22 protein-coding genes are annotated in these 24345 nt (G+C 51.3%); 8 read left to right on the top strand and 14 right to left on the bottom strand.

Annotation, left to right across the window (positions count from 1 at the left end):
- The first annotated feature begins 160 nt into the window (after window positions 1-160).
- On the top strand, window positions 161-514 hold the full coding sequence (locus tag QU597_RS28745; protein ID WP_369698838.1) for an AraC family ligand binding domain-containing protein: 354 nt from the start codon (window positions 161-163) through the stop codon (window positions 512-514).
- A 330-nt stretch (window positions 515-844) separates the two neighbouring features.
- Here QU597_RS28745 and QU597_RS05345 read toward each other — a convergent pair whose 3' ends face one another.
- A complete protein-coding gene (locus QU597_RS05345) occupies window positions 845-1765 on the bottom strand; it encodes an SMI1/KNR4 family protein (RefSeq protein WP_310831698.1) in 921 nt (306 codons plus the stop codon).
- A 106-nt stretch (window positions 1766-1871) separates the two neighbouring features.
- Window positions 1872-2795 carry a L,D-transpeptidase family protein gene (locus QU597_RS05340; RefSeq protein WP_310831697.1) on the bottom strand — a complete coding sequence of 308 codons (924 nt, stop codon included), beginning with the start codon at window positions 2793-2795 and terminating at the stop codon, window positions 1872-1874.
- A gap of 193 nt (window positions 2796-2988) precedes the next feature.
- Here QU597_RS05340 and QU597_RS28820 point away from each other — a divergent pair, with 193 nt between their 5' ends.
- On the top strand, window positions 2989-3549 hold the full coding sequence (locus QU597_RS28820; RefSeq protein WP_370656232.1) for a hypothetical protein: 561 nt from the start codon (window positions 2989-2991) through the stop codon (window positions 3547-3549).
- 93 nt (window positions 3550-3642) lie between these two features.
- Here the strand turns inward: QU597_RS28820 and QU597_RS05330 are convergent, their stop codons facing one another.
- The 5 genes from QU597_RS05330 to tnpB form a co-directional block, all read right to left on the bottom strand.
- On the bottom strand, window positions 3643-4620 hold the full coding sequence (locus QU597_RS05330; protein WP_310831696.1) for a diacylglycerol kinase catalytic domain-containing protein: 978 nt from the start codon (window positions 4618-4620) through the stop codon (window positions 3643-3645).
- Window positions 4617-5672: an SPFH domain-containing protein gene (locus QU597_RS05325; RefSeq protein ID WP_310831695.1), complete on the bottom strand. Its 1056-nt coding sequence runs from the start codon at window positions 5670-5672 to the stop codon at window positions 4617-4619. The genes QU597_RS05330 and QU597_RS05325 overlap by 4 nt, the downstream gene beginning before the upstream one ends.
- 195 nt (window positions 5673-5867) lie before the next feature.
- Window positions 5868-9227 carry an Ig-like domain-containing protein gene (locus QU597_RS05320; RefSeq protein WP_310831694.1) on the bottom strand — a complete coding sequence of 1120 codons (3360 nt, stop codon included), beginning with the start codon at window positions 9225-9227 and terminating at the stop codon, window positions 5868-5870.
- 639 nt (window positions 9228-9866) lie between these two features.
- Window positions 9867-10556, bottom strand: a complete 690-nt coding sequence (locus QU597_RS05315) for a copper homeostasis protein CutC (RefSeq protein ID WP_310831693.1) — start codon at window positions 10554-10556, stop codon at window positions 9867-9869.
- A gap of 174 nt (window positions 10557-10730) precedes the next feature.
- Window positions 10731-11810: an IS200/IS605 family element RNA-guided endonuclease TnpB gene (gene tnpB, locus QU597_RS05310; protein WP_310831692.1), complete on the bottom strand. Its 1080-nt coding sequence runs from the start codon at window positions 11808-11810 to the stop codon at window positions 10731-10733.
- A gap of 188 nt (window positions 11811-11998) precedes the next feature.
- Between tnpB and QU597_RS05305 the strand changes: the two genes are divergently transcribed.
- On the top strand, window positions 11999-12508 hold the full coding sequence (locus QU597_RS05305; protein WP_310831691.1) for a GNAT family N-acetyltransferase: 510 nt from the start codon (window positions 11999-12001) through the stop codon (window positions 12506-12508).
- Window positions 12509-12712: 204 nt separating this feature from the next.
- Here the strand turns inward: QU597_RS05305 and QU597_RS05300 are convergent, their stop codons facing one another.
- Window positions 12713-13411, bottom strand: a complete 699-nt coding sequence (locus QU597_RS05300) for a hypothetical protein (RefSeq protein ID WP_310831690.1) — start codon at window positions 13409-13411, stop codon at window positions 12713-12715.
- A gap of 101 nt (window positions 13412-13512) precedes the next feature.
- On the opposite strand from QU597_RS05300, the gene QU597_RS05295 reads away from it, so the two are divergent.
- The gene (locus QU597_RS05295) at window positions 13513-14832 is read left to right on the top strand and encodes a phytoene desaturase family protein (protein WP_310831689.1); all 1320 of its coding nucleotides are present in this window, start codon (window positions 13513-13515) and stop codon (window positions 14830-14832) included.
- Window positions 14822-15733: an RNA polymerase sigma-70 factor gene (locus QU597_RS05290; RefSeq protein WP_310831688.1), complete on the top strand. Its 912-nt coding sequence runs from the start codon at window positions 14822-14824 to the stop codon at window positions 15731-15733. Before QU597_RS05295 ends, QU597_RS05290 begins: the two co-directional genes overlap by 11 nt.
- Before the next feature lie 128 nt (window positions 15734-15861).
- On the opposite strand, the gene QU597_RS05285 is transcribed toward QU597_RS05290, so the two are convergent.
- From QU597_RS05285 to QU597_RS05265, 5 genes are all read right to left on the bottom strand, one after another.
- The gene (locus QU597_RS05285; RefSeq protein ID WP_310831687.1) at window positions 15862-16830 is read right to left on the bottom strand and encodes a sugar phosphate isomerase/epimerase family protein; all 969 of its coding nucleotides are present in this window, start codon (window positions 16828-16830) and stop codon (window positions 15862-15864) included.
- Entirely contained in the window at window positions 16831-17562 is a 732-nt protein-coding gene (locus QU597_RS05280) for a ThuA domain-containing protein (RefSeq protein WP_310831686.1), read from the bottom strand.
- Between the two features lie 97 nt (window positions 17563-17659).
- Window positions 17660-18739 (bottom strand): Gfo/Idh/MocA family protein, encoded by a 1080-nt coding sequence (locus QU597_RS05275; protein ID WP_310831685.1) that lies wholly within the window; start codon window positions 18737-18739, stop codon window positions 17660-17662.
- A 3-nt stretch (window positions 18740-18742) separates the two neighbouring features.
- Window positions 18743-19705 carry an AraC family transcriptional regulator gene (locus QU597_RS05270; RefSeq protein ID WP_310831684.1) on the bottom strand — a complete coding sequence of 321 codons (963 nt, stop codon included), beginning with the start codon at window positions 19703-19705 and terminating at the stop codon, window positions 18743-18745.
- Window positions 19706-19853: 148 nt separating this feature from the next.
- Window positions 19854-20312, bottom strand: coding sequence for a NanQ anomerase/TabA/YiaL family protein (locus QU597_RS05265; RefSeq protein ID WP_310833237.1), 459 nt, complete (start codon window positions 20310-20312; stop codon window positions 19854-19856).
- A gap of 288 nt (window positions 20313-20600) precedes the next feature.
- Here QU597_RS05265 and QU597_RS05260 point away from each other — a divergent pair, with 288 nt between their 5' ends.
- The 3 genes from QU597_RS05260 to QU597_RS05250 all read left to right on the top strand — a co-directional run bounded on the left by QU597_RS05260 (window position 20601) and on the right by QU597_RS05250 (window position 23439).
- Window positions 20601-21182: a hypothetical protein gene (locus tag QU597_RS05260; protein WP_310831683.1), complete on the top strand. Its 582-nt coding sequence runs from the start codon at window positions 20601-20603 to the stop codon at window positions 21180-21182.
- 285 nt (window positions 21183-21467) lie between these two features.
- Window positions 21468-22205 (top strand): glycerophosphodiester phosphodiesterase, encoded by a 738-nt coding sequence (locus QU597_RS05255; RefSeq protein ID WP_310831682.1) that lies wholly within the window; start codon window positions 21468-21470, stop codon window positions 22203-22205.
- A 4-nt stretch (window positions 22206-22209) separates the two neighbouring features.
- Window positions 22210-23439: an SLC45 family MFS transporter gene (locus QU597_RS05250; protein WP_310831681.1), complete on the top strand. Its 1230-nt coding sequence runs from the start codon at window positions 22210-22212 to the stop codon at window positions 23437-23439.
- Here QU597_RS05250 and QU597_RS05245 read toward each other — a convergent pair.
- Entirely contained in the window at window positions 23436-24287 is an 852-nt protein-coding gene (locus QU597_RS05245) for a GGDEF domain-containing protein (protein WP_310831680.1), read from the bottom strand. The two genes, QU597_RS05250 and QU597_RS05245, sit on opposite strands and share 4 nt — an antisense overlap.
- Window positions 24288-24345: the final 58 nt, after the last annotated feature.

Raw genomic sequence — 24345 nt, 5'->3', positions numbered from 1 at the left:
TGTTATCCTTTCGATGAACCATACCATGACTATCTGGTACATATTAATCTTAGTGAGATTTCAGCACACGGAGGCTGTCATGACTAATTTCCCAGCAAAAGCTGATACAGCTATACCTCAATAATCTTCAAGTAAATGTAACTGGCGTAGGCTACAATCAGTGTGGAGTGATTGGCGTGAGCTGGACTATATTCCGGATTACAATAAATTCTATTTCATACAGGATGGAGAAGGCTGGCTGAAAATTGGCGATTCAGAATTCTCTCCAACGCCAGGTCAGTGGTTCCTCATGCCGCAAGGAGTACAACAATCCTACTCTTATACAACAGAAACGAGGTTCACCAAATATTGGTCCCACTTCTCAGCCAAAGTTGGCCAGAATAATTTGTTTGATCTTTTGCAGACACCATACTATATCAATGATACAGGGAGCACAGAGCCTGCTCGACTTTTTAATGATCTATTAATTGCTGATTCAGCCAAGCTCCTCTCCTCTCCTTGTGTAAATCTTTAATTCATTTTATATAAGCAATCCATTTAAATGAATCTTGCATGTAACCAAAAAGGTCATCATGTAATGGAATAACATTACCGGAATTGCTTCATTTATAAGCATAGACTCCACTTAAAGAAATCTCTCCAAATTTACGATTTGAAAAAAGTATGAATTCATGAAACAAAGCTATAAAAACCCCTCCTTTAGTGAATGAAGATTATTTCAATTTTTGTTCTGTAATCCCTCCCACCCCATATAGAAAAAAAAGATGACTCCTGATCAAAATCAGGAATCATCTCTTACATACAGGCTATAGCGCCTCTGCTTGCGGAAGAGTTCCGCGTCATCCTAGACTGTCACTAAACCACGGATGAAGGTTTCGAAATTTTTCGCCAGATATGTAACCTTACGGTTGTTCTCCTGGTCCACATACACGACTTCAGGCTCACCGTCATTTCCGCCGGAGCGGTAGTCCAGCATGACTACGCCTTGACCTGCAGAAGGAGCGTCGCAGATCACTACGCCAAACTCGGGGTAGCCCCAATTTTCAATGACAGACCAGCTGCCCAGTTCTCCGCAGAGTGAATATTTCTTGTCCCGTCCGATTCCGCGGATGCCTGATATGATAATATGGTCTTTGCCGGCAGCGGCGGCTTCATTCCCTAATACATACTTGGTGCTGCGGGGAATGCCGCCGTTATGCTGCTTCATCATCGCGGTATAGAATGCCGGCAGCTTGAAGACCAGCTCTTCTTCCACCGATGCAATTATATCGTCTGTAAGCGGTGCAGATACATAGTCCTCCAGTGCTTCCTCGCTGTCATCCCAAAAATTAGCGGAATCAAACTTGGGCAGGGGTTTCGGGCCGGATGGTTTTTTTGCTGCAGCGTCTGCGGCGGCTTCTCTGGCAGCTTTCTTGGCGGCCTTGCGGCGGCTGAGCTCCAGAAACTCCAACGTGTCCTCGTCTTCAGGGTCGAGCCGGTCCGCAATTTCGAATTCGCTTGCGGCTTTGTCATATTGCTTCAGGTAGTAGTTGCAGAATCCGACACGGTAATGCCAGAGCGGATCCTCCTCGCCTTCCTCCTCGACAGACATAAACTGCTCCAGCGCCTCTCCGTAACGCTCAAGATTATTCAGCGCCCTGCCCAAGTGATTGGTCAGCACGTAATCCCTTTCTTCGGCGGGAATCTCCATAATGGCATCCACAATCTCCTGGAATTCATCCTCTTCATGCCACAATTCCAGTTGTGCAACTAGCTCTTCTCTCATTCTTATATGCCTCCCAGTGCGATAACTCGAATACTGCTGAAAATTATACCATTTCCGCACTGGGATTCTCCAGCGGATGTTATAACACACTGCCCAAATCAGCGCCTCACAGCTCTACTGTCCCCTTCTTGGCATCCCATACAAACGGCAGTCCAAAGAGCGGCGTCAAGCTACCCAGCGGAAAATACAGACGGCCATCCACATTGCGGGAAGCCAGCATAGCTACCTCTTTACCGTCCACCGTCGCTATAGCCGACAGCGGTTTATGGATCACTGTCCGGCCGCCGATGGTGATCATAAGTGCACCAGTTCCCGCTTCTTGCCTCAAGCTGCCTCCAAGCAGACTCACCGCTTCCCTAAGCGGAATGTAGATACGGGAATTCTCCTCTACAAAAGGAGACTTCAGCACTACAGCCTCTCCGTTAATGACAAAGGTTCCGGCAAAAAATTTTGTGCCCAGCAGGTATCCGGCCTTGGAGGCGATATTCTCCATGCTCTGGCTGGATGAAGTGATGATAACCGTCGTATATTTGGCCACGCGCGGATACAGCCAGTGAATGTCGTCATTATGCATCCGGATGCAGCCGGCACTGACATATTTGCCGATTGAGGATTCATTATTATTGCCGTGTATGGCATAGGTAGTGCCGTAGGTACCCTTCACTTCCAGGCCCAGCCAGCGGTCGCCGAGCGGATTGGCCGGATCGCCGCCGGGGATATGCTCTTTATAGTAAGGTCTGTTCTTGACTTTGAGCACGATCCGGAAAGTCCCCTCCGGGGTCAGATTTTTGGTTTTGCCTGTGGCGACCGGAAATATCTTTTCCAGCTTACCGCCGCTAAAAAAGCCCAGTTTGTTCGTTTTCTTGTTCACGATGATCAGATCCGCAGACATCTTCGATGCTGCTGACGCTGCCCCTGCTGATGCCGTACCCGTAAAGCACGCCGTAAACAGCAGCAGAAAAACAAGCGACATTGTGATGCTGCGCAGCGAATAAGCTTTTGTCCGGCCGGCCGTTCCTTGCAGACTCATGTTGCCCCACCTCCAGGTTATGGGTGATACTGGAAACTGCTTTTCAGAATAGACGAAGCTGCTCCACAATAGTTGCACCGCTGCCTGTACCTATTTGGTACAGTCCGTCCAAGATATGAACATGAATAGTCCGCACGTATTCCAGAGATAATAAATCCGCATGACAAATGAAACAGCCAAGGAGGCAAACCCTTTGAACTCAAATCTTTCCAGCCAGATCAATCAATGCGAGCAAATTATCCAGCAGCTTGTCGCCCAGACTCAGCAAGCCAGCCAGAATTATCAGCATCTTCTCCAGCAGGAGCAGCAAAATGCCGTGAAACTGGAAGAACTGGCTCAGCGTGAGCACAAGGCCAGCCAGATCATTCAAAATGCGCTGCAGGGCCACCACACTGCCGTTCAACAGCTGCAGCAGGTAACCCAGACGCTGAGACAGCTGGAGCAGAGCTCCCAGACTACCGGTTATACTACCGGCGCTGCCAGCTTCAATACCGGCCTCCCGCACTTTAATACGGGTGCAGCAAGCTATAATACCGGAGCACAGGGTTTCACCCCGTCCTTCAATTCTTCCTTTAATCAGCAGCCTTTGCATACAATGCACACCCCGGCAAGCTCATCGATGACTTCATTGCCGTCAACTTCCTTAGGCTCCAATGCTTCTATGGGTTCCATAGGTTCGATCGGTGCTATGGGCTCGATGGGACAAAACTTCGGTTCCTCCATGAACCAGGGAACGGGACGCAATTTTCAATAATTGAAATCAGCGGGTAATCAGGACCTATTCTGAATTCCGTTTACACTTAAAAAGGCTGTCTCCCGCAGATGTCTGCGGAGACAGCCTTTGCTTTTAAACAACCAGCCGCCCCTTCTTCTCAGCCAGACTGATGACTGCCTCCACACCCGAGTTGAACTCCAGAAAGTCGCTTTCTACACCATCGCTGAAGATCACCCCATCCTCCGGCATCTGTGAAATAATCCGCAGCGGCTGATTGCTGCCGATCTGTCCGAACACAAGTCCGGCAGAAGTAGTCCGGCTGGGAAAGGGCTCTCTTACCGTAAAGTAGAGGTGAGGATGATCCCAAGCCAGCCTTCCTTCTGAATCCGCTCCGGCCAGTCCGGCCGCAGCCTCCGGTGTTGCTAGCCCTATTCCGGCAGCACTGCGGGCAATACCTGCCGCTCCCGCAAGCACGCTGCGCAGCCATCCGGTCGAGCCCATGCCGGTGGAGACAATAATCCCGCTGGAGGACTGCTGCTCGGCGGTACCGCTTAGCTGCAGCAGATAACGCGCCGACACATGGGTTTTGCGTCCGATAAAGAGGTCGTTAACACCGTAGAGGCTCTGGCCGTCATTCAGCTCGGCCTTGGCCAGCGTCACCTCGCGCACCTCGCGGCGGCCGCGGAAAATATCAGGCAGCAGGAGCCGCAGATCCTTGACGGTGAACGGCAGCAGCACACCGTCCCAGCGCTGAGGATCGGGATTCACGCCGATCAGAGGCTGCTCACGTAAGTATTTCAGCGTATTGGCCACGAGTCCGTCCTGCCCCAGCACAACCACTGTGTCTTCATCCCCGAAGATGAAATTCGGCACATGCTGCCGTTCCAGCAGCTGTACCCGGCCAACTGCGCTCAGCTCGATAACCGCCGTTTCCACAGCCTTGCGGTAGATCAAATCCTCGCTGATATAATCGCTGAAGTCCGCACCCAGCCGTTCAATATAGAACTGGGCCTGCTGAATCGTATTGTAACGGACGACCAGCTCTTCAAGCCGGGTCTTGCGCTTAATTAGCACAATTTTGTTCTCCGACATCCGGTCCCCGCCGTTCATCGTCCTCCCGCTCCTCTCACTGCACCTGCCCCGCCGCCTGCCGAACCGGCCATAATGCCCTGGAGCAGATCCGGCGTAATGTTGAGCTGCCCGATCTTTCCGGCATTTTCGGCCAGCTCCTGGAAGGCGATGGCAATCAGCTTATCCGGCTTCATGCCGACATTGGTGAGCGCCTGCAGCACATTTGGCGATACGCCCTGCAGCGAATTCATCACTGCCGACAGCTCGTAGGCTTTGGCATCCGCCTCAGCTTTGTGGTTGGCTACCGTCAGGCTAATCAGCTCCTGTTTCTTCTCCTCCAGCGCCGTATCGAAGCTGAGCTGCTCTTCCTTCATTTCATTCTGCTTCTGCTTCACGAACCGCTCGGCATCAAGCTGGGTTTCTCGGATCTGCTTCTTCTTGGTCTCCACGGCGATCTCCGTATTCAGCTCGTTCTCCTTCACCCGGCGTTCCTGCTGAATCGAAGCATTGCGGCGTTCATACAGGGCATTGTCGGCGCTGCGGAGAATTTCCTCCCGGGCCTGGGCTTCCAGTGCGCGGAGGGTTTCTTTATTCGGCACAATGGCCAGAATCGAGAGCCCCATCAGCTCGATCCCCAGCTTCTCAATTTCTGCATTCCGTTCAATTTCCTGGGTAATAGTCTTCGCCAGACGCTCGCTTGACTGGATCGCTTCACGCAGCGGCAGCTGCTCCAGCTGTTTCTTGGTCAGTACTTTGGCGATATTGATTACCCGCTGGGCCAGCTTGCTGGGATCGTCGGAGAGATAAGTATTCTTTTTCAAATTGTAAGTGTAATTAAGGATTTGCGTGGTTTTGCGGTAATCGACAATCCGGTAGGTCAACTGTCCCTGCACCGTTACCGTCTGATAATCATTCGTAATTTCTTCGAACATGAACGGAACATCGATCGAGGATACCGGAACCACAATTACTGAAGTCGTAGGTGCATAATAATGAAAAGAAAGCCCGACTCCTTCACGCACAACCTTGCCGTTCTTCACCTTAAGCACGTACTCGCTGGGCTGGAATTTCACGAATCTGAATCCGAACATGATGATTACCTCCTGTTTTTGTTATTAACACTTTGTTATTAACATAAGTGTAGCATAGGATTTTGATATTATCAAGTTGTTAATAACATAAAATTTCAAAAAAACACCGCACTCTCCATAACGGAAAATGCGGCTGTCTAATCAGTTACTGCCTGTGCTGCTATTATAATGTAAGAGTAATTGGTGGGAGTTCAGTTATTTTACAACGACCTTAACTTTGACCGTTTTGCCGCCGTATTTCACCGAGATATAGGCTGTGCCTTTGCTGTTCGCCTTCACGAGCCCGTTCTTGCCTGTTGCAATCAGTTCTTTGGTGGATGCCCATACCGCAGTCTTCGATACATCCGCTTCGCTGCCGTCTTCAAACGTAGCGGTCGCAATCAGCTGTACCGACTGCCCGGTGCTCAGGCTGAGATTCATCTGGCTGACCTCCAGATACTTGAGCACATCCACGGTTACAGGCACTTTCACCGTTTTGCCGCCGTATTTTGCGGTGACATAGGACTTGCCATAGGCGACGGCTTTCACCGTTCCGCCGGTAACGGTGGCTATTTTGTAGCTGCCGCTTTTCCATTCCGCTTTGTCGGTTACATCCTTCGTTTTTCCGTCGCTGAAGGTGATGCTTACCGTCACTTTGGCTGATTCCCCGGATTTCATCGCCAGATTGCTGACAGACGCTTCAATGGATGTTACCTGATCGACTTCGATATTGATCGTTACTTTTTGTCCGCCGTAGGAAGCGGTGACAGCTGTCTTTCCTTTGGTTACTCCGGTTACAAGACCTTTTTTGACGGTTGCCACCGCCGGCTTGGCTGACGTCCAATCGGCATCCACCGATACATCCGTCTCCACACCAGCGGAATCGGTAGCGGTCAGGGTAATCTGCTCTTTGTCGGCGGCAGACATTGTAATCAGAGTCACACTTGCCGCGAGCTCATCCACCAGGCCTACATTGACCGTGATCGTCGCTGATACATCGCCCAGTTTGGCCGTAATAACCGCAGTTCCGGTATGAATAGCTGTGATCAGGCCGTCTTCGACCTCAGCCACCTTCTCGTCGCTGGAGCTCCATTCCACCTGATCAGTCAAAATCATATCGCTGCCGTCGCTATATTTGCCCGTAGCCTGTGCCTGATAGGTCTCATCTTCCTCAAGCTCTACCGTTTTGGCCTGCAGCGTCAGCTTGCCGGGAGTTCCGGCAGTCACTTTTATGGTAGCCTTCTTGCCGCCATAGGACGCCGTGATTACAGCACTGCCTGTGGAATACGCGGTAATTGTTCCGTCACTTGCATCAGCGATAGCCTCATTATCCGAGCTCCATACCGCATCATCCGTTACATCCTGGGTAGTGCCGTCTTCATAGCTGGCCATAACCGTGACCTCTTTACTCTGGTCAACACCAAGGTTCAGCTTGCTGATGGTCAGATTGAGCCGGGAGGCAATTTCCACATCGACTGTGACCGTAACGGTCTTACCGCCATATACCGAAGTTACAGTGGTTGAGCCCGATTTGTAGCCGGTGATCAGACCTTTGGCCACAGTGGCAATATTATCATCCGCGGAGGTCCAGACTGCGCTGTCCGTTACCACACTGGAGACGCCATTTGCATCAATTGCGGTCAGCACCAGCTGCTGCGTCTTGTTAATCCGTAAAAATACACTGTCATCATCAACGCTGAGTTTGTTACTTTTGCCTACAGCGGCGGTTAGGGTCACGGTTTTCGAGCCGTAGCTTGCAGTGATTGTCACATTGCCTTCCGCATAGGTCGTAATAGTTCCTTTGACCGCATAAGCCACAGCTTCATCACTGGAGCTCCAGGTCGCTTTGCTGGTCACATCCGCTGTCGTACCGTCAGCAAAAGTCGCCGTCAGCACTATCGTCTTAGTCGCATTTACCGCCAAATTCAGTGCCGTCTCGCTAAGCGCGAGATGTCTGGCCGTTCCGACATCCACTGTAATGATAGCTTCCCGGCCATTGTAAGACCCTGTAATGGTAGCCGAGCCTACAGAATATCCGGTAATCAAGCCCTTGCTGACCATCGCGATACTCTTATCGCTGGAGGTCCAGGCGGCACTGGCCGTCACATCGGAAGAAGAGCCGTCCCCGGCAACGGCAGTTAAGCTGATTTGCTTGGTGCCGCTGACCTGCAGGAAAACATCCTCCTCACCGGCAACCAGCTTACTCACTGCCCCGACCTCAACCTCAAGCGTAGTTTCAAGCGTGCCGTAAGTCGCGCTGATTGTAGCCGTTCCTGCTAATTTATAAGTGGTGATGACCCCTTTTTTGACATAGGCCACCAGCTCATCACTGGAGCTCCATACCGCTTGGGAGGTGACATCTTCCGTACTGCCGTCGGCATAAGTTGCCTTAAGTGTAAGCGTATGGCTCGCACTGGTCTTCAAACTGAGCTGGTCCGTACTCATGTCCAGATAACGTGCCACCGCTACGTCCACATCCACCTGCAGCGATTTATCTCCATATGTACCTGTAATCGTAGCCGTTCCGGCGGTGTTGCCGTATACCTTGCCTTTAAAGACATAAGCAACCCCGGAGTCGCTGGAGCTCCAGATTGCCGTACTTGTCACATCTTTGACTGTCCCGTCTGGATAAACTGCCGTCAGCTTCAGCTGCTGATCTTCTTCCGGCTTCAGGAACACGCTCTGGTCGTCCACGACAAGCTTGCTGGTCTGATCGACCGTCACCTGGATGGTCGTTGTTTTGGTGCCGTATTTGGCGGTAATTACCGCCGTTCCCTGCTTGTACCCTGTAATGACACCCTTCAGCACATCCGCAACCGCTTCATCGCTGGAGATCCAGGTGGCGAGCGAGCTTACATTCTCAGTCGTACCATCCTGAAAAGTAGCCGTCAGCACAACCGCCGAACTATCATTCAGCAAAAGTGACAGCTCCGGCTGATCCACGGTAATCCGCTTCGCCACCTCAACATTCACTGTTGCTGTAACCGTCTTTTTCCCGTATACGCCTGTAATCATGGCTGTGCCGGAGGAGATCCCCTTCACTGTACCGTTAACAACTGTGGCAACAGCAGCATCACTTGTGCTCCAGACCGCATGGTCGGCGACTGTGGCATCAGTGGTGTTATCTGAGTAGGTTGCCGTCAGGATGATGCTGTCTGACTCTCCCTTACGCAGATCAAGCGACTGCACATTCTGGGTCAACGCCTTAACTTTCTTGGTTACGGTAACCGTAGCCGCCTGGGAGTACTTCGTTCCATCGGAATAGGTATAAACGGCTACAATTGTCGCTGTCCCTTCCGCCTTGGCGGTGACAATCCCGTTGTACACTGAGGCTACAGCCGGCTTATCACTCGACCAGTCGGCATTGACAGTAACATCGCCTGAAGTGCTGTCCGAATATACCGCTGTAGCCGTAAGCACCGATGTATCCTCAATGGACAGTGACAGCTCGCTTGCGTTCAGCACAATTTTGGAGACGGTGAGTGTCGTGCTGGCCAAAGCCAACCCCCCATTAGCAAACACAAGGATTACTGACAACGCCATTGCAAAAAAACGGTGGAAGCTATTCTTTCTCAATCTTGTACCCTCCTAATAGAATGATAAGTTTAACTGTTTATCGACAATTTTCGGCGTTAATTCAGAGTACTAAAGACTCATTTTACTTCCACTAACAACGATAAAAGTATATAAATTCATCAATTTTCTCATAGAGACGCTGCTTATTCAGATTCCATGATCCTCCATAAATTCGACAAGCTGCATGCATCATAACAACCGTAACTGAATTTATTCTGAAAAATATGCATATTTTTTTCACTTTACGGCTGGAGTGAAATCTGGAAAAGCCTGCACACTCTTAACCCGGCTGCGTCTAGACACAGGACAATATGAAGGGAAGAGTTCCTCCGATGGACTGAAGAGAACGGCTTCTTACTAAATGGCCGGGGCTCATGAGCACAAAATAATCCTGCTTTGCAGCATTAACTCCGGTGATCCGGCAGAGTTTGGAGTCTGCTCTTAGCGCAAAGAAGCTTATCAACGGGTGTTGATAAGCTTCTTTGTTTTCTATTTAATGGTAATAATTCCCGTTAAAAGAGACTGGAACTTCAGCGATGTCTTAAACCGCGAACGGATGCAAAACCTGCCGGCTGAGGTGCTGAGAGGCAGCAGGCAGGATACGGTCAGGGGTGCGTTGAATAAGGGCTGCGAGATACACTATCGCTGATCCAGGATGGCACGCACAGCGCCTAGGCGCTGCGGATCAATCTGCAGCAGCGGGTTCCCGTTCACTCTGACTGCCGAGCCAAGGTGTACCCGCGTGACTGCTGTCTGCTGCAGAAAACTGCTGAGATTAGCAGGGCTCAAGCCGCTGCCGGCCAGAATAGAGAGCGGCTGCCCCAAACAGCGGCGCTGCAGTTCCGCTATCCGCTCCGCGCCCTGCGGAGCCGTGCTCTCCCCGCCGGAAGTAAGAATGTCTGTCACCTGCGGGTAACGCGACAACATCTCAAGCGCCTCAAACTGATCCCGGGTCTGATCAAAGGCCCGGTGAAAAGTAATCTCCATTCCTTGCGCTGCCGAAAGCAGCCGCTTCAGCAGCTCTTCATCTACTGTTCCGTCCGGTCGGAGCATGCCAATAACCAGTGACAGGCTGCCGGCGGATGCAATATGTCCGATATCCCGCAGCATCGTCTTGGCATCTTCACTGCTGTAATGGAAGGAGCGGGCATGCGGACGCACCATCACTCTTACCGGAATAGCCACAGCCTGGCGCACCTGCTCGATCAGCCCCAGGCTGGGAGTCAGCCCGCCTTCGCTTATGCTTGTAATCAGTTCAATCCGGTCAGCACCGCACTGCTCCGCTGTTACCGCATCCTCTACTGTAGTGGCAATAACCTCTAACAGCATTTGATCTCCTCCTTCATGGCAACCTGCTGATTTACGCTTGTTAAGCTTCATTATACAAGTATAATGAATGTGAACTACACATCACCTCAGAGGTCTGTGCTTCTTGGTCAATAGAGTCTTATGCTCCAAGTTTATCCAAGCTTAGAGGCTAGTTCCTAACCCGGTCATTGTAATTTACATTGCTAGTTTTAGAAGATTTGCAGCAGCATTTCGATCTCTGTCGTGCTCTGTATTACATTCAGGGCAAGTCCATTCACGTACAGCTAAATTCTTCACTTCTTCGTTTTTGTAGCCACAGCAGGAACATAATTGACTGCTTGCAAAGTTTTTTGGGGCAACGATCAACTGTCTGCCATACCAGTTCGCCTTATATTCTAGCATCGCACGAAACAGGCTCCATGAGACTTCTGAAATGGCTTTAGCTAACTTGTGATTCTGCATCATGTTCTTTACACGCAAGTCTTCCAAAACGATCACTTGGTTATCGTTTATCATTTGGGTGGACGTTTTGTGCAAAAAATCTTTACGCTGATTCGCTATTTTTTCATGAAGCTTGGCCACCTGGAGTCTTGCCTTATATCGGTTATTGCTTCCTTTCTTCTTTCTTGACAAGTCCATTTGCAGCTTCTTTAATCTTTTTTCAGATGTACGAAGATGTTTAGGATTGGCGAACACTGCACCATCGGAAGTAATGGCAAAGTCTTTCAGTCCCAGATCAACCCCTATCTTCTTCTCTGCTTTAGCTAAAGGGACTACGTCTGTTTCAACTAAAACGGAAGCAAAGTATTTGCCTGATGGTGTTTTTGAGAGTGTGCATGATTTGATCTGCCCCGTGAATGGACGATGGACCTTGATCCGGATTCTTGTCTTTAGCTTCGGAATTTTAAGCGTTCCGCCTTCAATCGCTATCGTTCCCTTTTGATTGTTTGTTGTAAAGCTGTTGTTGTTCGTTTTCTTGCTTTTGAATGTAGGAAAACCAGTGCTTTTATTCCGAAAGAAATATGTATAGGCTTTCTCAAGATTAAGTTGGGCATTGGCTAAGGCAAGGCTGTCTACTTCTTTTAGCCACTGGAATTCTTTCTTGTATCTAGCAGGTGTAATATGGAGCATTTTCCCGTTCTCTTTATAATGTTCGATCTTATCCGCAAGCATTTTATTGTAGATAAAGCGGACTGCGCCGAATACGTTTGCTAAATAGCGCTGCTGCTCATGGTTTGGATAGATGCGATACTTATACGCTTTAAGGACGAGCATGCTAAGCAACTCCTTTCCATGAATTTACAAAAATATTGTAGCACAAATGTTCGCATATGTGGATGATGATTTCCTTTTGGAAAGAAAGACAGTAGCTATTCATCCCACCACTTTAGAAGTGGGGCTTCTGACAACAGTTTGTTAAATTAAGTTTCTGGAATCAATGCAGAGAAAGGCGGGTCAGGAAGATGAATCAGGTCATTACCGTTAAATTAGTGGAGGCCTTACAGCCGGAAACCGTACGTCAATTAACCCCTTTGCTTATCGATGTCGTGGAGGATGGCGCCTCCATCGGTTTTCTGCCGCCACTCGCCGAAAATGCTGCCTCCGCTTACTGGGAGGGGGTTCCCGGTCCTGGCGTGCTGCTCTGGGTTGCCATGGAGGGTGATATTATTGTAGGTACCGTACAGCTGCATTTGGTGCTCAAACCGAATGCCCCGCACCGCGCGGAGCTCGCCAAGCTGATGGTGCATCCCGGCCACCGCCGCAAAGGCATCGCCGGGCTGCTCATCGAGACTGCGGAGCAGGCAGCGGCTGAACATGGCCGCACCCTGATCATCCTCGATACCCGTGAAGGCGATCCCTCCAACCTGCTTTATCAGTCACGCGGTTATGTGGAAGCCGGTAAAATCCCGGATTACGTCATTTCCGCAGATGGCGGAATGGACGCCACCGTGATTTATTACAAGCAGCTGTAGCCAGCTTCCTGCTGGAGACAGCTTAGTATGTTGGTTGAATAGAGCAGCAAGCATGTTGCTGCATAGCATGCACTTCATGACAAGCGCTGCCTTCGCGGCAGCGCGGTTAATGCGGGAGGAGCTTCCATCTTCACGCTGATGAGGTAGGCTTACCCCGGTTAAGCTCAAGATTTTCTGCTGGACATCGCATAGACTCCTCCATAGTCAGTGTGATGGGAGAATCAAGGGATTCCCTCCTCTCACTCCGCCTTTTCCCCTGCGTAGGCCGAAATCAAAGGTACTTTTCCCTCTCATTCTTCCTTTTCCCCAAATTTGCCCGAAATCAAAGGGATTTTTCCCACTATTTTCACCTTTCCACACTCTCAGCCCGAAATCAAAGGGATTTTTACCTCTAATCTCACCTTTTCCCTCACTTAGCCCGAAATCAAAGGGATTTTTCCCACTATTTTCACCTTTCCCCACTCTTAGCCCGAAATCAAAGGGATTTTTCCCGCTATTTTCACCATTTCCCACTCTTAGGCCGAAATCAAAGGGATTTTTCCCACTATTTTCACCTTTCCACACTCTCAGCCCGAAATCAAAGGGATTTTTCCCACTATTTTCACCTTTCCCCACTCTTAGCCCGAAATCAAAGGGATTTTTACCTCTAATCTCACCTTTTCCCTCACTTAGCCCGAAATCAAAGGGATTTTTCCCACTATTTTCACCTTTCCCCACTCTCAGCCCGAAATCAAAGGGATTTTTCCCACTATTTTCACCTTTCCACACTCTCAGCCCGAAATCAAAGGGATTTTTCCCACTATTTTCACCTTTTCCCTCACTTAGCCCGAAATCAGAGGGACTTTTACCTCTCATTCCGCCACAGCACCTGATTTCTGCGGACGCCATCCCGCCAACCCTCATTTATTGTCATTGCTCCTGGAAAGTTGATAACGTTGCGGCAGTGTCACATACCGGTTCTCTTAATCGTCATGTATGCATCAGACCGGAAAGGATGGATAGTTATGACACAGAATCAAAATGAGGTGTTATGTGACGTTATCATTATCGGAGCCGGCATCGCCGGATTGACTGCTTCAATCTATTTGGCACAGGCAGGCCGGAGCGTACTATTGCTCGACAAAGGAGCACATCCCGGAGGCCGCGCCGCCTCCACCGAGATGTCGTTCGCCCGCGTAAACCTGGGAGCTCATGCCCTGTTTAAGAGTGCTCTCCCTATTTTGCAGGAAGTAGGCGTCACACCCGCCGGAGCGGCACCCAAGCCGCCGGGTAGCCTCTTATTCGAAGGAGCGGGCGGCGTGAGCAAGCCGCTCCCGCTCGCACAGCTCTTGCTCGGATCCTTCCTGAAGTGGCACGAGAAGACCCAACTTCTGCGCTTTTACAGCCGTCTTCTCACAACAGACACCTCCGCGCTGCACAAGGTGAGTCTGCAGGCTTACCTGGAATCCCAAATCTCCAGTCCGCGGGTGCGCAATGTCGTGCTGGCGCTCGTCCGCCTATCCACATACTGCGATGACCCCGGTCTGATAAGCGCCGGCGCCGTAATCGAGCAGCTCAAACATGGCCAAGTGCTGTACGTGGACGGAGGCTGGCAAACGCTCATACACCAGCTTACGGAGCAAGCGCAAAAGGCAGGCGTCTCGATCCGCATAAACTCACCCGCACGGGAAATTTCGGGCAGCTTCCCGAGAATGACAGTCACACTTAAGGATGGAACGCAGCTGAAAACCCGGCACGTACTATCCACTGCCGGACCGGCGGCTACTCTATCCATCCTCAATCCCCCGCTTTCCCAGGCTGAAGCCGTAGTCTTTGAGCAGCTTATTCCTGTTCGGGCGGCATGCCTGGATCTCGTCGTTGACGGAATGCCTCAACCCAAAACGAAATTTGTATTAGGCGCCGATTATCCGTGGTATTACTCCAACCATTCCGCCGTTGCCTCCTTGTCCGATCATCCGGCATATGCAGTCGTGCATGTCATGAAATATTTGTCCGCTTCGGGAAAATCAGACCCCTTGCAAGATCAGCGCGAGCTGGAGGAATTTCTCGACTTGATTCAGCCCGGCTGGCGTAAACATGTTGTCCAGCAGCGGTTCCTTCCACGAATGCTCGTCTCTCATGCCGTCGTAACTGCTGCGAGCGGCGGCCTCCCGGGCAGACCCGGACCTGCGGTTGAAGGACAGCCCGGATTGTATGTCGCCGGCGATTGGGTTGGTTCAGCGGGTATGCTGCTTAACGCATCCTTGGCTAGCGCGAAAGAGGCTGCCCGAAGTATAATATCCGCACAAGAACAAGATAAAGAAGGGGTGCACCGTGGAGCTTGATTCCGTGTATCGGACATACAGACCGCTTCTTCTGTCCATCGCGTACCGCATGTTAGGATCGGTCACGCAGGCCGAGGATTTGGTGCAAGACGCATTCGTAACGATGCAGCAGCTGGACAGCGATAAGGAAGGCGGCCCCGTCCGCAATCTGAAAGCGTACTTATGCAAAGTCGTTACCAACCGCTGTCTCGATTACTTGAAATCCTCGCAAAAAAAAAGAGAGGTATACGTCGGACAATGGCTGCCCGAGCCCCTTGTCCAAGACTATGCGGGCGTGACAGGCTCGTCCTCTGCCGCAGGAGACGACCCGCTCCAAACGATTGTGCTGGAGGATACAATATCGTACGCTTTCCTCGTTTTGCTCGACCGGCTAACCCCTGTAGAGCGCGCAGTATTCATTCTTCGTGAAGCCTTCGACTACGACTATCGCGATATTGCGGACTTTGTAAACAAGACTGAACTAGGATGCCGTAAAATTTACAGCCGCCTCAAACGAAAAATCCAAGACGACCCGGCATCCGAGCTGATCTCCAGCTACCAGTCCGAGCAGCTCGTCCTGCGCTTTCTCCATGCGGCAGCTACAGGTGATATGGATGGACTCTTTGCGCTGCTCTCCGAGGACATCGTGCTGTACAGCGACGGAGGCGGCAAAGTCAGTGCGGCAGTTAAACCGATTATGTCCAGCCAGCGCGTCCTCGCATTCATTCAGGGGCTTCTGTCCAAGGGCGGCGGCGCAGGAGGCGTGCGCCTCGTCAAGATCAACGGACAGCTTGGTTTTGTATTAAGCAGTCCTTCCGAACCTTTTCCGACAATCGTTAGCCTGGCGTTCAGAGAAGGCCGGGTTCAGCAGATTTACCTTATACGCAATCCGGATAAGCTGCGGCATCTGAAATTAGATTGAGAGATATTATACCGCCCGGCATTGAATGAATCAGGAACCCGAGTTCAACCAAAAAAGCAGCAGCCTTGGACATTATTTCTCATCCATGGCTGCTGCTGTTTCTTTTATGAGATCCGTCTGCTATCCGCTTAAGCCCACCACATATCCAGCGGCTGCTCACGGATCAGGATCGACTGCAGGTTAGTTACCGCACGCTGGAAGCCTTCATCCACCGACATCAGCGGATCTTCATGCTCTATGCTCACTACATAATCATAACCATAGGTGCGCAGGGCGCTCATGATATCCGACCATTCGGACAGGCTGTGTCCGCAGCCGACAGAGCGGAAGGTCCACGCCCGGGTCTGCACATCGCCATAAGGCTGCATATCGGTCAGGCCGTACATGTTGATGTTGTCCTGATCGAGATAAGTGTCCTTGGCATGGAAGTGATGAATCGCGCCCGCCTTGCCGAGAATCTTGATGGCTCCGACCGGGTCAATGCCCTGCCACCACAGATGGCTCGGGTCAAGATTCGCGCCAATAGCATCGCAGGTCGCTTCTCTCAGCTTCAGGATCGTATACGGCGTGTGGCACAGGAAGCCGCCATGCAGCTCAATGCCGATCTTGACGCCATGCTCCTGGGCAAGCTGGCCGATTTCCTTCCAGTACGGGATCAGCTTCTGCTCCCACTGCCAGGTCAGAATGTCGCTATAGACCGTAGGCCAAGGTGTTACCGGCCAGTTCGGCGCTTTGGCATCTTCACTGTCGCCGGCGGTACCGGAGAAGGTGTTGACGACCTGTACACCCATCAGCGAAGCGAGCTTGATCGACTTGCGCAGAATTTCATCGCCTTGACGCGCTTCTTCTTTATCCGGAGAGATCGGATTGTTATGACAGCTGAACGCACTGATCATGATGCCGCGGCTCGTGAACTTTTCTAAGTACTCCTTACGCGCCGTTTCACTGGCCAGCAGCTCGTCGGTCGGACAATGCGCATTTCCAGGGTTGCCGCCCGAGCCGATTTCGACTGCGTTCAGGCCTGCAGCCGCGATTTTGTCGAGCATTTCATCTAATGTCAAACTGCCGAATACGGGATCAAATACGCCTAATTTCATCTATACGCCCACCTTTTCTCGAATTGGCTCTAACGCCTGGGAATGACCGTACACAGGATAGTCGCGCAGGGTCGGTGCACACCAGTTCACGCCGTTGATGATTACTTGTTGAATTTCCTTATGGTAATAGGTTGGATGGGATTCATGACCCGGCTGGAAATAAAAGATTTTGCCGCTGCCGCGCCGGTAGGTCGAGCCGCTCGGGAACACATTGCCCCCTTCGAACCAGCCGACAAAAACAAGGCTTTCCGGTGCCGGCACATCAAAATGCGCCCCATACATCTCTTCCTGCTCCAGATCGATATATTCGCCGATGCCTTCGGCAATCGGATGGCTCGGGTCCATCACCCAGAGGCGTTCCTTCTCGCCCGCTTCGCGCCATTTCAGGTCACAGCTGGTGCCCATCAGCTTCATGAAGATTTTGGACATGTGGCCGGAATGCAGCACAATCAGCCCCATTCCCTGCAGCACACGGTTATAGACACGGTTTACGATTTCGTCGCTAACCTCCTGATGGGCAATATGCCCCCACCATACCAGCACATCCGTATGGTTCAGCACTTCTTCCGTCAACCCATGCTCCGGTTCATCCAGTGTGGCCGTAGCCGTATCAAACCCGGCCTCCTGCAGAAATCCGGCTATTTGGGCGTGGATGCCCTGCGGATAGACCTGGCGGATACGCTCCTCCTGTAATTCATGACGATATTCATTCCATACGGTTACTCTTGTCACTATAGGACACACTCCTAATTTGATCTATGAGTTACATTCACTTCAAATTGTTCTTCAGTCGACACTTTCATATTATATAGTCAGCTAATTCTTAGGCTTAATCCTCAAAAAATACCGGCATCCCTGTCTCGGATGACTTGTAAATTGCCTCCAGAATCCGGGTTACCACCAAAGCCTGCTCCGGCTTTACAACCGGCTCTGTGTCATTAATAATGCTGTCAATCCACTGCTTGGCTTCAACCAGCGCCGGATCTTCGCCCGCACCGTCGTAGAAGTCTACCCCGGCAGCATCGAGTCCGATATGCTTCTCGTAGGTTTTGCCGTACGCTTCACCGTTGATGCGCAGGCCTTTTTCCATATCCGCTCCGCCTTCTGTACCGCACAGCGCAGTTTTGGCTTCACCGACATCCAGCGTGTTCAGCGCCCAGCTGGCTTCCAGCACGATGGTTGCCCCATTCTCCATCGTAATGAAGCCGATAGCCGAATCTTCAACCGTGAACTTCTCCGGGTCCCACGGGCCCCACGCATTGGCTGCGTTCTTGCGGCCGGACAGCTTGTGATAAGCGTTGCCTACCGCATATTTCGGCTTGTAGTTGTCCATCATCCAGAGCGTCAGATCCAGGGCATGGGTACCAATATCGATCAGCGGGCCGCCGCCCTGCGCTTCTTCGTCGAGAAATACGCCCCAGGTCGGTACCGCGCGGCGGCGGATCGCCTTCGCTTTGGCATAATAAATTTCTCCGAGCTCGTTGTTCTCACACACCTTATGCAGGTAAGCTGAATCCGGTCTGAAGCGGTTCTGGTAGCCGATCGTCAGCTTTTTGCCGGTACGCTTAGCCGCATCGATCATTGCCTGGGCTTCCGCAGTTGTCTTCGCCATCGGCTTCTCACACATGACATGCTTGCCGGCCTCCATCGAGGCAATCGAGATTTCCGCATGGGAAATGTTCGGGGTACATACATGAATCACATCTATGCTTGCATCTTTTAGCAGCTCTTTGTAGTCGGTATAAACGGCAGCATTCTCATCTCCGAATTCCGCCTTGGCCTGCTCGGCCCGTTCAGGTACAATATCGCAAAAAGCAACCATGACAGCGCCTTCCACTTTCTTCAGAGCCGGCATATGTTTGCCGTTTGCGATGCCGCCGCAGCCAATAATCCCTATTTTTAAAGTCATCCTCTATTTCCCTCCGCCTGGTGGTGTTGTGATCTCTCTGCCTCTATCATACAAATCCGCTGAAAAGCTTTCTTCCTGCATTCTTGCCCTGTTATTCCTGAATATTGTCTTATGGTATTTCATTGGAGAAATGCCTGTTGCGGACTTGAAAAAATGATGAAAAGTCTTCACGCTGCCGAATCCGGCTGCTTCCGCAACGGCTGACATCGGCAGGTCCTCGTTCAACAGAATCCACTTCGCCTTGTTCAGCCGGTATTCATTGAGGAAAGCAACAAAGGTCATGCCCGTGTTCTTCTTGAACAGCTTGGTGAAATAATACGGGCTGAATCCCATATGCCGGGCCACCTCATTCAGCGTAATTGCCTCCTGATAATGCTGCTCGACATAGATGAAGACCCGCTCCAGCCGCTCCAGCGTTTCCCGGGACTGTGTCAGCGTGTCTTCCGAGAATTTAGGCAGCCTTCCGGCTGTATTCTTCGGCACCTCACGCATAATAACTGTCAGCAGCTCGAACAGTCTGGCTTTGATTAAATAGGCGTACCCTTCACGGCGCTGAAGGTCTTCCTCATAGATACTCTCGATCAGGGCAATCATCTTGGCGGCTGCGGACTCCGGCCAGATTGAGCTGGAATGCTCCATAGAGGTAAATACATCACGCAGCGAATAATCATTACCGCTTAGCGCAGCCATTTCCTGAAACAGATTCAGGTCGAACTGGATCACCAGCCGTTCACTCTCGGGGGAAGCGAGGAAATAATGCACATCGCCGCCATTGATAAACTGAACCTCACCCTGCTCCATCCGGATAGGGGTATCATTTATTCCCAGATTTAGCGTTCCTTTAGTTACATAGATAATTTCGATTTCTTTATGCCAGTGCGGATAACACAGCTCATCCCCGCCACAGACTAAGCTGCGAAAAGGAAAGTGCTTATCCACATCCGGAAGCTCGAGGTAAATGCTCATAAGCGCGGCTCCTTGTCCGGGTTGTTCTTCTATCCGAAAGATATCGTAACTCATTTGAGATGAGAATGACAAACGCTGGTGACATTAGCGCTACAAAAGCAAAAAGGAGCCTACCCGGCTCCTTGTGAATGCAGACTCTCCGAGTCTGCTACAGCTTGATTTTCAGAACAACCTTCCGTACCGTTTCCTTGCGGCCGGCTTCAATCCCTGTCATATGCCCGTCCTGCGGATAGCAGACAACCAGTGCACCAGGGCCTGCGGTTACAGCGGATTCCAGCGCTCCGGTGAAGAACACCGCGTCCTTCTCGGCGCTATATTCCTCTTTTATCTCAAGCTGCTCAATAGCCGCATAGCCGATCCGCTCCGTGCCTTTCAGGATATAATGCAGATCCAGATTGATCCGGTGGGCTTCCCAGAAGCATTCCCCGGCATCCTTCGTTTCATATTCGTTAATGAAATAGAACATGTTCTCATCGACTTCATGGCGTCCTGCTGCCTGTCCGGCAAAATCCGTATCCCGCAGGAACCGCAGCCCCGCCTGAATCTTCTCTCCGTAAGCTGCCTCATTCTCCAGCAAATGTCCTAATGTATCTACGATCAAGCCCATCATCCCCTGCAATCTCTAATTTTATCCCTGCTTTTTGGAATATAAAAAAAGAATATAGGATCTATAACCCTCAGGTCTATGTATTTGTTCACGTCTCTCCCGCATATTCTAGTAGAAACAAGGAAGCTTACGCTAACAAAACTTTCAGCCTATGCTTCCGGAGCAAGTTTTGCGATGTGTCTCAAGGGAGCTTATGCTAACAAAACTTTTAGCGTACGCTTCCGAAGCGAGTTTTGCCGATGTGTCTCAAGGGAGCTTATGCTAACAAAACTTTTAGGAGGCGGTCAAATGCTCATATTCCTGATGTACATGTTCGCCGTGCTGGGACTTACCCTGCTGCTGGCGGCTGCGGTGCTGCAGTATAAATTATCCTATCCTTCATCAAACCTGAATAAGCTGGCCCGTTCCCTCGGCTCCTTCAATCTCAAATTCCCCCAGCGGTATGTTACGCCCGATGAGTCGCATATCATCGCCTTGGATGAGGATGGTAAGACACTGGCTATCGGCAAGTATTATCCCGGCAGACAGGAGAATGCGACTGCGACGCTGTATACTTTTGACGCTATATTAGGCTCGGAAATTATTGAGAACTCCCTTACGCTCACCAAAGTCAGTAAAACCAGCCGGATTACCAGCAGCGCTAGTAAACCCGGTTACAACCCGGATCATGCCGGAGTTGACACCGAACCCGCCGAGGAGATCAAGGAGCTTACCCTCAGAATCTATCTCAGCAGCGCCGATACGCCGGTCTTGTCCATCCCCTTCCTCCCGGGCGCGTCCCCGGCCAAAAAATCAGATCTGGAGTATTCCCTGGCCTTCTCGGAGGTTCAGCATGTGCATGAAGCCATCCGCGGGATCGTCTCCGCGTGAAGTGAAGCAGAGATGACCGTTATGCTTTTTGAACCGGGATGGATATCTGTTTATAATATAGATATAAATGTGGCTCGAAGCGAGAAAATGATCCCGGCAACCTCCTTCCTTGGACGGAAATCCGGTTCTTTTGTGCAATATTGTAAGCCCCATGTTAAAAATGCTTCATTTCGCACCCTTTCGCCGGCAAGCGGACAGGGTTTCTTGTTGTGGTGTTGAATAGACAATAGAGCCTGCTTTTTGCGGGTGCTTAGTAAAAATTATGAGGCGGAGGGATAACAACACATGAACAGCATTATCAACTTTGCACACCGTGGTGCATCTGCGGTCTGCCCGGAGAATACGATGGCGGCATTCCGCAAAAGCCTTGAACTGGGCGCAACCGGAATTGAAACCGATGTCCAGATGTCTTCAGACGGAGGACTGGTGCTCATCCATGATGAAAGTTTAAACCGCACTGCCGGTGCTGAAGGATATGTAAAGGATAGAACACTGAGCCAGCTGCTGGAGCTGGATGCCGGTTCCTGGTTCGGGCCGGAATTCAAGGATGAGCGTCTTCCTACGCTGGAGGAATTGCTGGATTTGCTGCAGGAGCGGGATACTCTCCTTAATATCGAACTGAAGAACGGATACTTCATGTACCCGGGGATGGAGGAAAAGGTTATTGCCGCCGTGCGGGATTACGGGATGAGTGAACGTGTGGTACTGTCGAGCTTCAATCATTACTCGCTGGCCTACTGCAAATCGCTGGCGCCGGAAATCCGCACAGGTATTTTATATGGTGAGGGCTTATACCGCCCCTGGGATTACGCGGCCACCCTGCAGGCTGATGCGCTGCATGCCTATCACTATGCCGTACTGCCGGAATTCGTGGCCGAAGCATCAGAAAATAATGTGGTCTATCATCCCTGGACCGTTAATGATCCCGGGCGGATGAAGGAATTAATCGATGCCGGGGTAGCTGGAATAATTACTGATTATCCGGATGTGCTGGCCGGGCTGCTTGCTGCCAAGGGAGTGTGACGGTGTGAAAAAAGTCTGGCTGCTGGGCTTCGGCTTTTTCAGCATCAGCATCACGTGGAGCTTATATAATGCATTCGTACCTTTCTTTCTGGAAAAATACGTTAACAGTGTAGCCCTGATCAGCTTTATGATGACGATCGATAATTATTTTGCACTGTTTCTGCAGCCGTGGATCGGCAACCGCAGTGACCGGACCGTCAGCCGCTACGGGCGCAGAATGCCTTATCTGCTGCTTGGAATGCCGCTGGCAGCCGTGCTGACGATGCTGATTCCTTACCACAGCGGACTGTTCACCCTGCTGCTGTTCATGATGCTGATGAACCTGGCCATGAGCCTGTACCGTTCGCCGACCGTTGCCCTGATGCCCGATATTACACCGGAGCCGCAGCGGACGAAGGCCAACGGGCTGGTTAACTTTATGGGCGGGGTCGGATCGATTCTCGCCTTCGGTGCCGGTTCCATGCTCTATGATGCGAACCCGGCGCTGCCGTTCCTCGTAGCCGGACTGATTACACTGCTCTGCCTGCTGATCGTAGCACGTTTCATTCAAGAGGACCGGGATGGCGTAAATACGGACACTGTCCGCTCTGGCCTTCAGGCGCAACAAAGAAATGCCGTTGTTCCGCAGCTCAAGCCTGCGCGGATTTCTCTGCTGAAGCAGCTGGACCGCACGACCTTTTGGCTGCTGGCGGCTATCTTTTTCTGGTTCGTGGCTTATCAGGGGGTGGAAACCTTATTTACCTTGTACGGCAAACATCATCTGGGCCTCAGTGAAAAGGCTGCTTCGTTCTCGCTTACCTTCTTCTCCCTAGCCTTCGTAGCCTTTGCGATCCCCAGCGGCTGGCTGGGCGGACGTTTTGGCAAGAAAAAAATGATTGTTACTGGCGTTATCGGGTTGACTGCAGTCTTTGCCTTGGTGGGCTTTGCGGAAAATCTGCTTATGCTGCGGGGGCTACTGCTAACTGGCGGGATATTTTGGGCCTGCATCAATATTAATTCCTATCCTTACGTTGTGGCTACGGGAACCGAGGAGAGCATCGGCACCCGCACCGGAATGTATTATCTGGTCTCCTCACTAGCCGCGATCAGCTCCCCGCCGGTGCTCGGGCTGCTGATCGACCTGACAGATTACTCAGTCCTGTTCTACGCGGCAGCAGGCAGCATGGCAGTTGCCCTGCTCTGCCTGTATATGATGGGTGGACAACGTACCGGCACAGCAGAATCCGCTGATTAATTCGCTCTATAGCTGCCCAGCACATTCACCGGCTGAATGACATTGCCTTGCTTGTGAACCGCATAACGGCCTCTGCCCAGCTGCTTGGCATGGTACATGGCCGAATCGGCTTCCTTCAGGAGACGCGCGGAATCAATTCTGCCCTGGCTGATCGTAATGCCGATACTGGCCGACACGAATAGCTCATGCCGCTCGAGCTGATAATTCCGGGTCGTTTTCTCCAGAATCTGCAATGCGAGCTGTTCAGCCTCCTTGCGGCCGCAGCGTTTCGCAATGATTACGAATTCATCGCCGCCAATTCGGAAGATATGCCGCTTGCCCTTGGCCGAGAATTGCTTCAGCGTCCCGCCGACGGCCTGGAGCAGCAAATCACCGACATGATGGCCAAGCTTGTCATTAATCGATTTGAACCGGTTCAAGTCCAGATACAGCACGGCAAGCTGTTCATTCGGTTTGCAGTGCTCCCAGAAGTGGTCCATTCCATTCTTATTGAACAGGCTGGTTAAGCTGTCTCTATACGCAAGCTCCTTAAGCTGATCCCTCTCGGCCAGCACCTGGCGGGCCCGGGTGAACAGCAGCAGCAGCAAAGTAAGGGTCAGCAAGTAGAGCGCCAATGCGAAGAACAGGCTGCCGCCGGCCGGCTGGAGCCCGGTTACTGCCCCCCTGCCGAGCAGGTGCATTCCGCCTAATCCGCTGCTGGCCATAAGAATAATAAGGCTCGTGCGCACCGCACGGGCTCTTTGATTTTTAATTGCGAAATTCTGCGAGAGCCGGAGAATCGCGTAACCTGTCAACGCTGCAATAAGGATTGAGAATACGGCTAACATATAATTCCGCGCTTCTTCCATCGTTTTCGAACACTCCCTTTTACATATGAATCAATCGAAACAAATAGTGAACAGCTGC

Origin of the sequence: Paenibacillus pedocola (assembly GCF_031599675.1) — a bacterium.
GTDB lineage: Bacteria > Bacillota > Bacilli > Paenibacillales > Paenibacillaceae > Paenibacillus_AQ > Paenibacillus_AQ pedocola.
The sequence above is the reverse complement of the archived record's forward strand: the minus strand, read 5'-3'. Positions and strand labels throughout refer to the sequence as shown.

What these genes read in the sequence shown, in the direction of transcription:
- QU597_RS05345 (WP_310831698.1), bottom strand. Translation starts at nt 1,765, where the DNA reads ATGAGAGAAGAGCTAGTTGCACAACTGGAATTGTGGCATGAAGAGGAT.
- QU597_RS05340 (WP_310831697.1), bottom strand. Translation starts at nt 2,795, where the DNA reads ATGAGTCTGCAAGGAACGGCCGGCCGGACAAAAGCTTATTCGCTGCGC.
- QU597_RS05330 (WP_310831696.1), bottom strand. Translation starts at nt 4,620, where the DNA reads ATGAACGGCGGGGACCGGATGTCGGAGAACAAAATTGTGCTAATTAAG.
- QU597_RS05325 (WP_310831695.1), bottom strand. Translation starts at nt 5,672, where the DNA reads ATGTTCGGATTCAGATTCGTGAAATTCCAGCCCAGCGAGTACGTGCTT.
- QU597_RS05315 (WP_310831693.1), bottom strand. Translation starts at nt 10,556, where the DNA reads ATGCTGTTAGAGGTTATTGCCACTACAGTAGAGGATGCGGTAACAGCG.
- tnpB (WP_310831692.1), bottom strand. Translation starts at nt 11,810, where the DNA reads ATGCTCGTCCTTAAAGCGTATAAGTATCGCATCTATCCAAACCATGAG.
- QU597_RS05305 (WP_310831691.1), top strand. Translation starts at nt 11,999, where the DNA reads ATGAATCAGGTCATTACCGTTAAATTAGTGGAGGCCTTACAGCCGGAA.
- QU597_RS05300 (WP_310831690.1), bottom strand. Translation starts at nt 13,411, where the DNA reads ATGAGGGTTGGCGGGATGGCGTCCGCAGAAATCAGGTGCTGTGGCGGA.
- QU597_RS05295 (WP_310831689.1), top strand. Translation starts at nt 13,513, where the DNA reads ATGACACAGAATCAAAATGAGGTGTTATGTGACGTTATCATTATCGGA.
- QU597_RS05285 (WP_310831687.1), bottom strand. Translation starts at nt 16,830, where the DNA reads ATGAAATTAGGCGTATTTGATCCCGTATTCGGCAGTTTGACATTAGAT.
- QU597_RS05275 (WP_310831685.1), bottom strand. Translation starts at nt 18,739, where the DNA reads ATGACTTTAAAAATAGGGATTATTGGCTGCGGCGGCATCGCAAACGGC.
- QU597_RS05270 (WP_310831684.1), bottom strand. Translation starts at nt 19,705, where the DNA reads ATGAGCATTTACCTCGAGCTTCCGGATGTGGATAAGCACTTTCCTTTT.
- QU597_RS05265 (WP_310833237.1), bottom strand. Translation starts at nt 20,312, where the DNA reads ATGGGCTTGATCGTAGATACATTAGGACATTTGCTGGAGAATGAGGCA.
- QU597_RS05260 (WP_310831683.1), top strand. Translation starts at nt 20,601, where the DNA reads ATGCTCATATTCCTGATGTACATGTTCGCCGTGCTGGGACTTACCCTG.
- QU597_RS05255 (WP_310831682.1), top strand. Translation starts at nt 21,468, where the DNA reads ATGAACAGCATTATCAACTTTGCACACCGTGGTGCATCTGCGGTCTGC.
- QU597_RS05245 (WP_310831680.1), bottom strand. Translation starts at nt 24,287, where the DNA reads ATGGAAGAAGCGCGGAATTATATGTTAGCCGTATTCTCAATCCTTATT.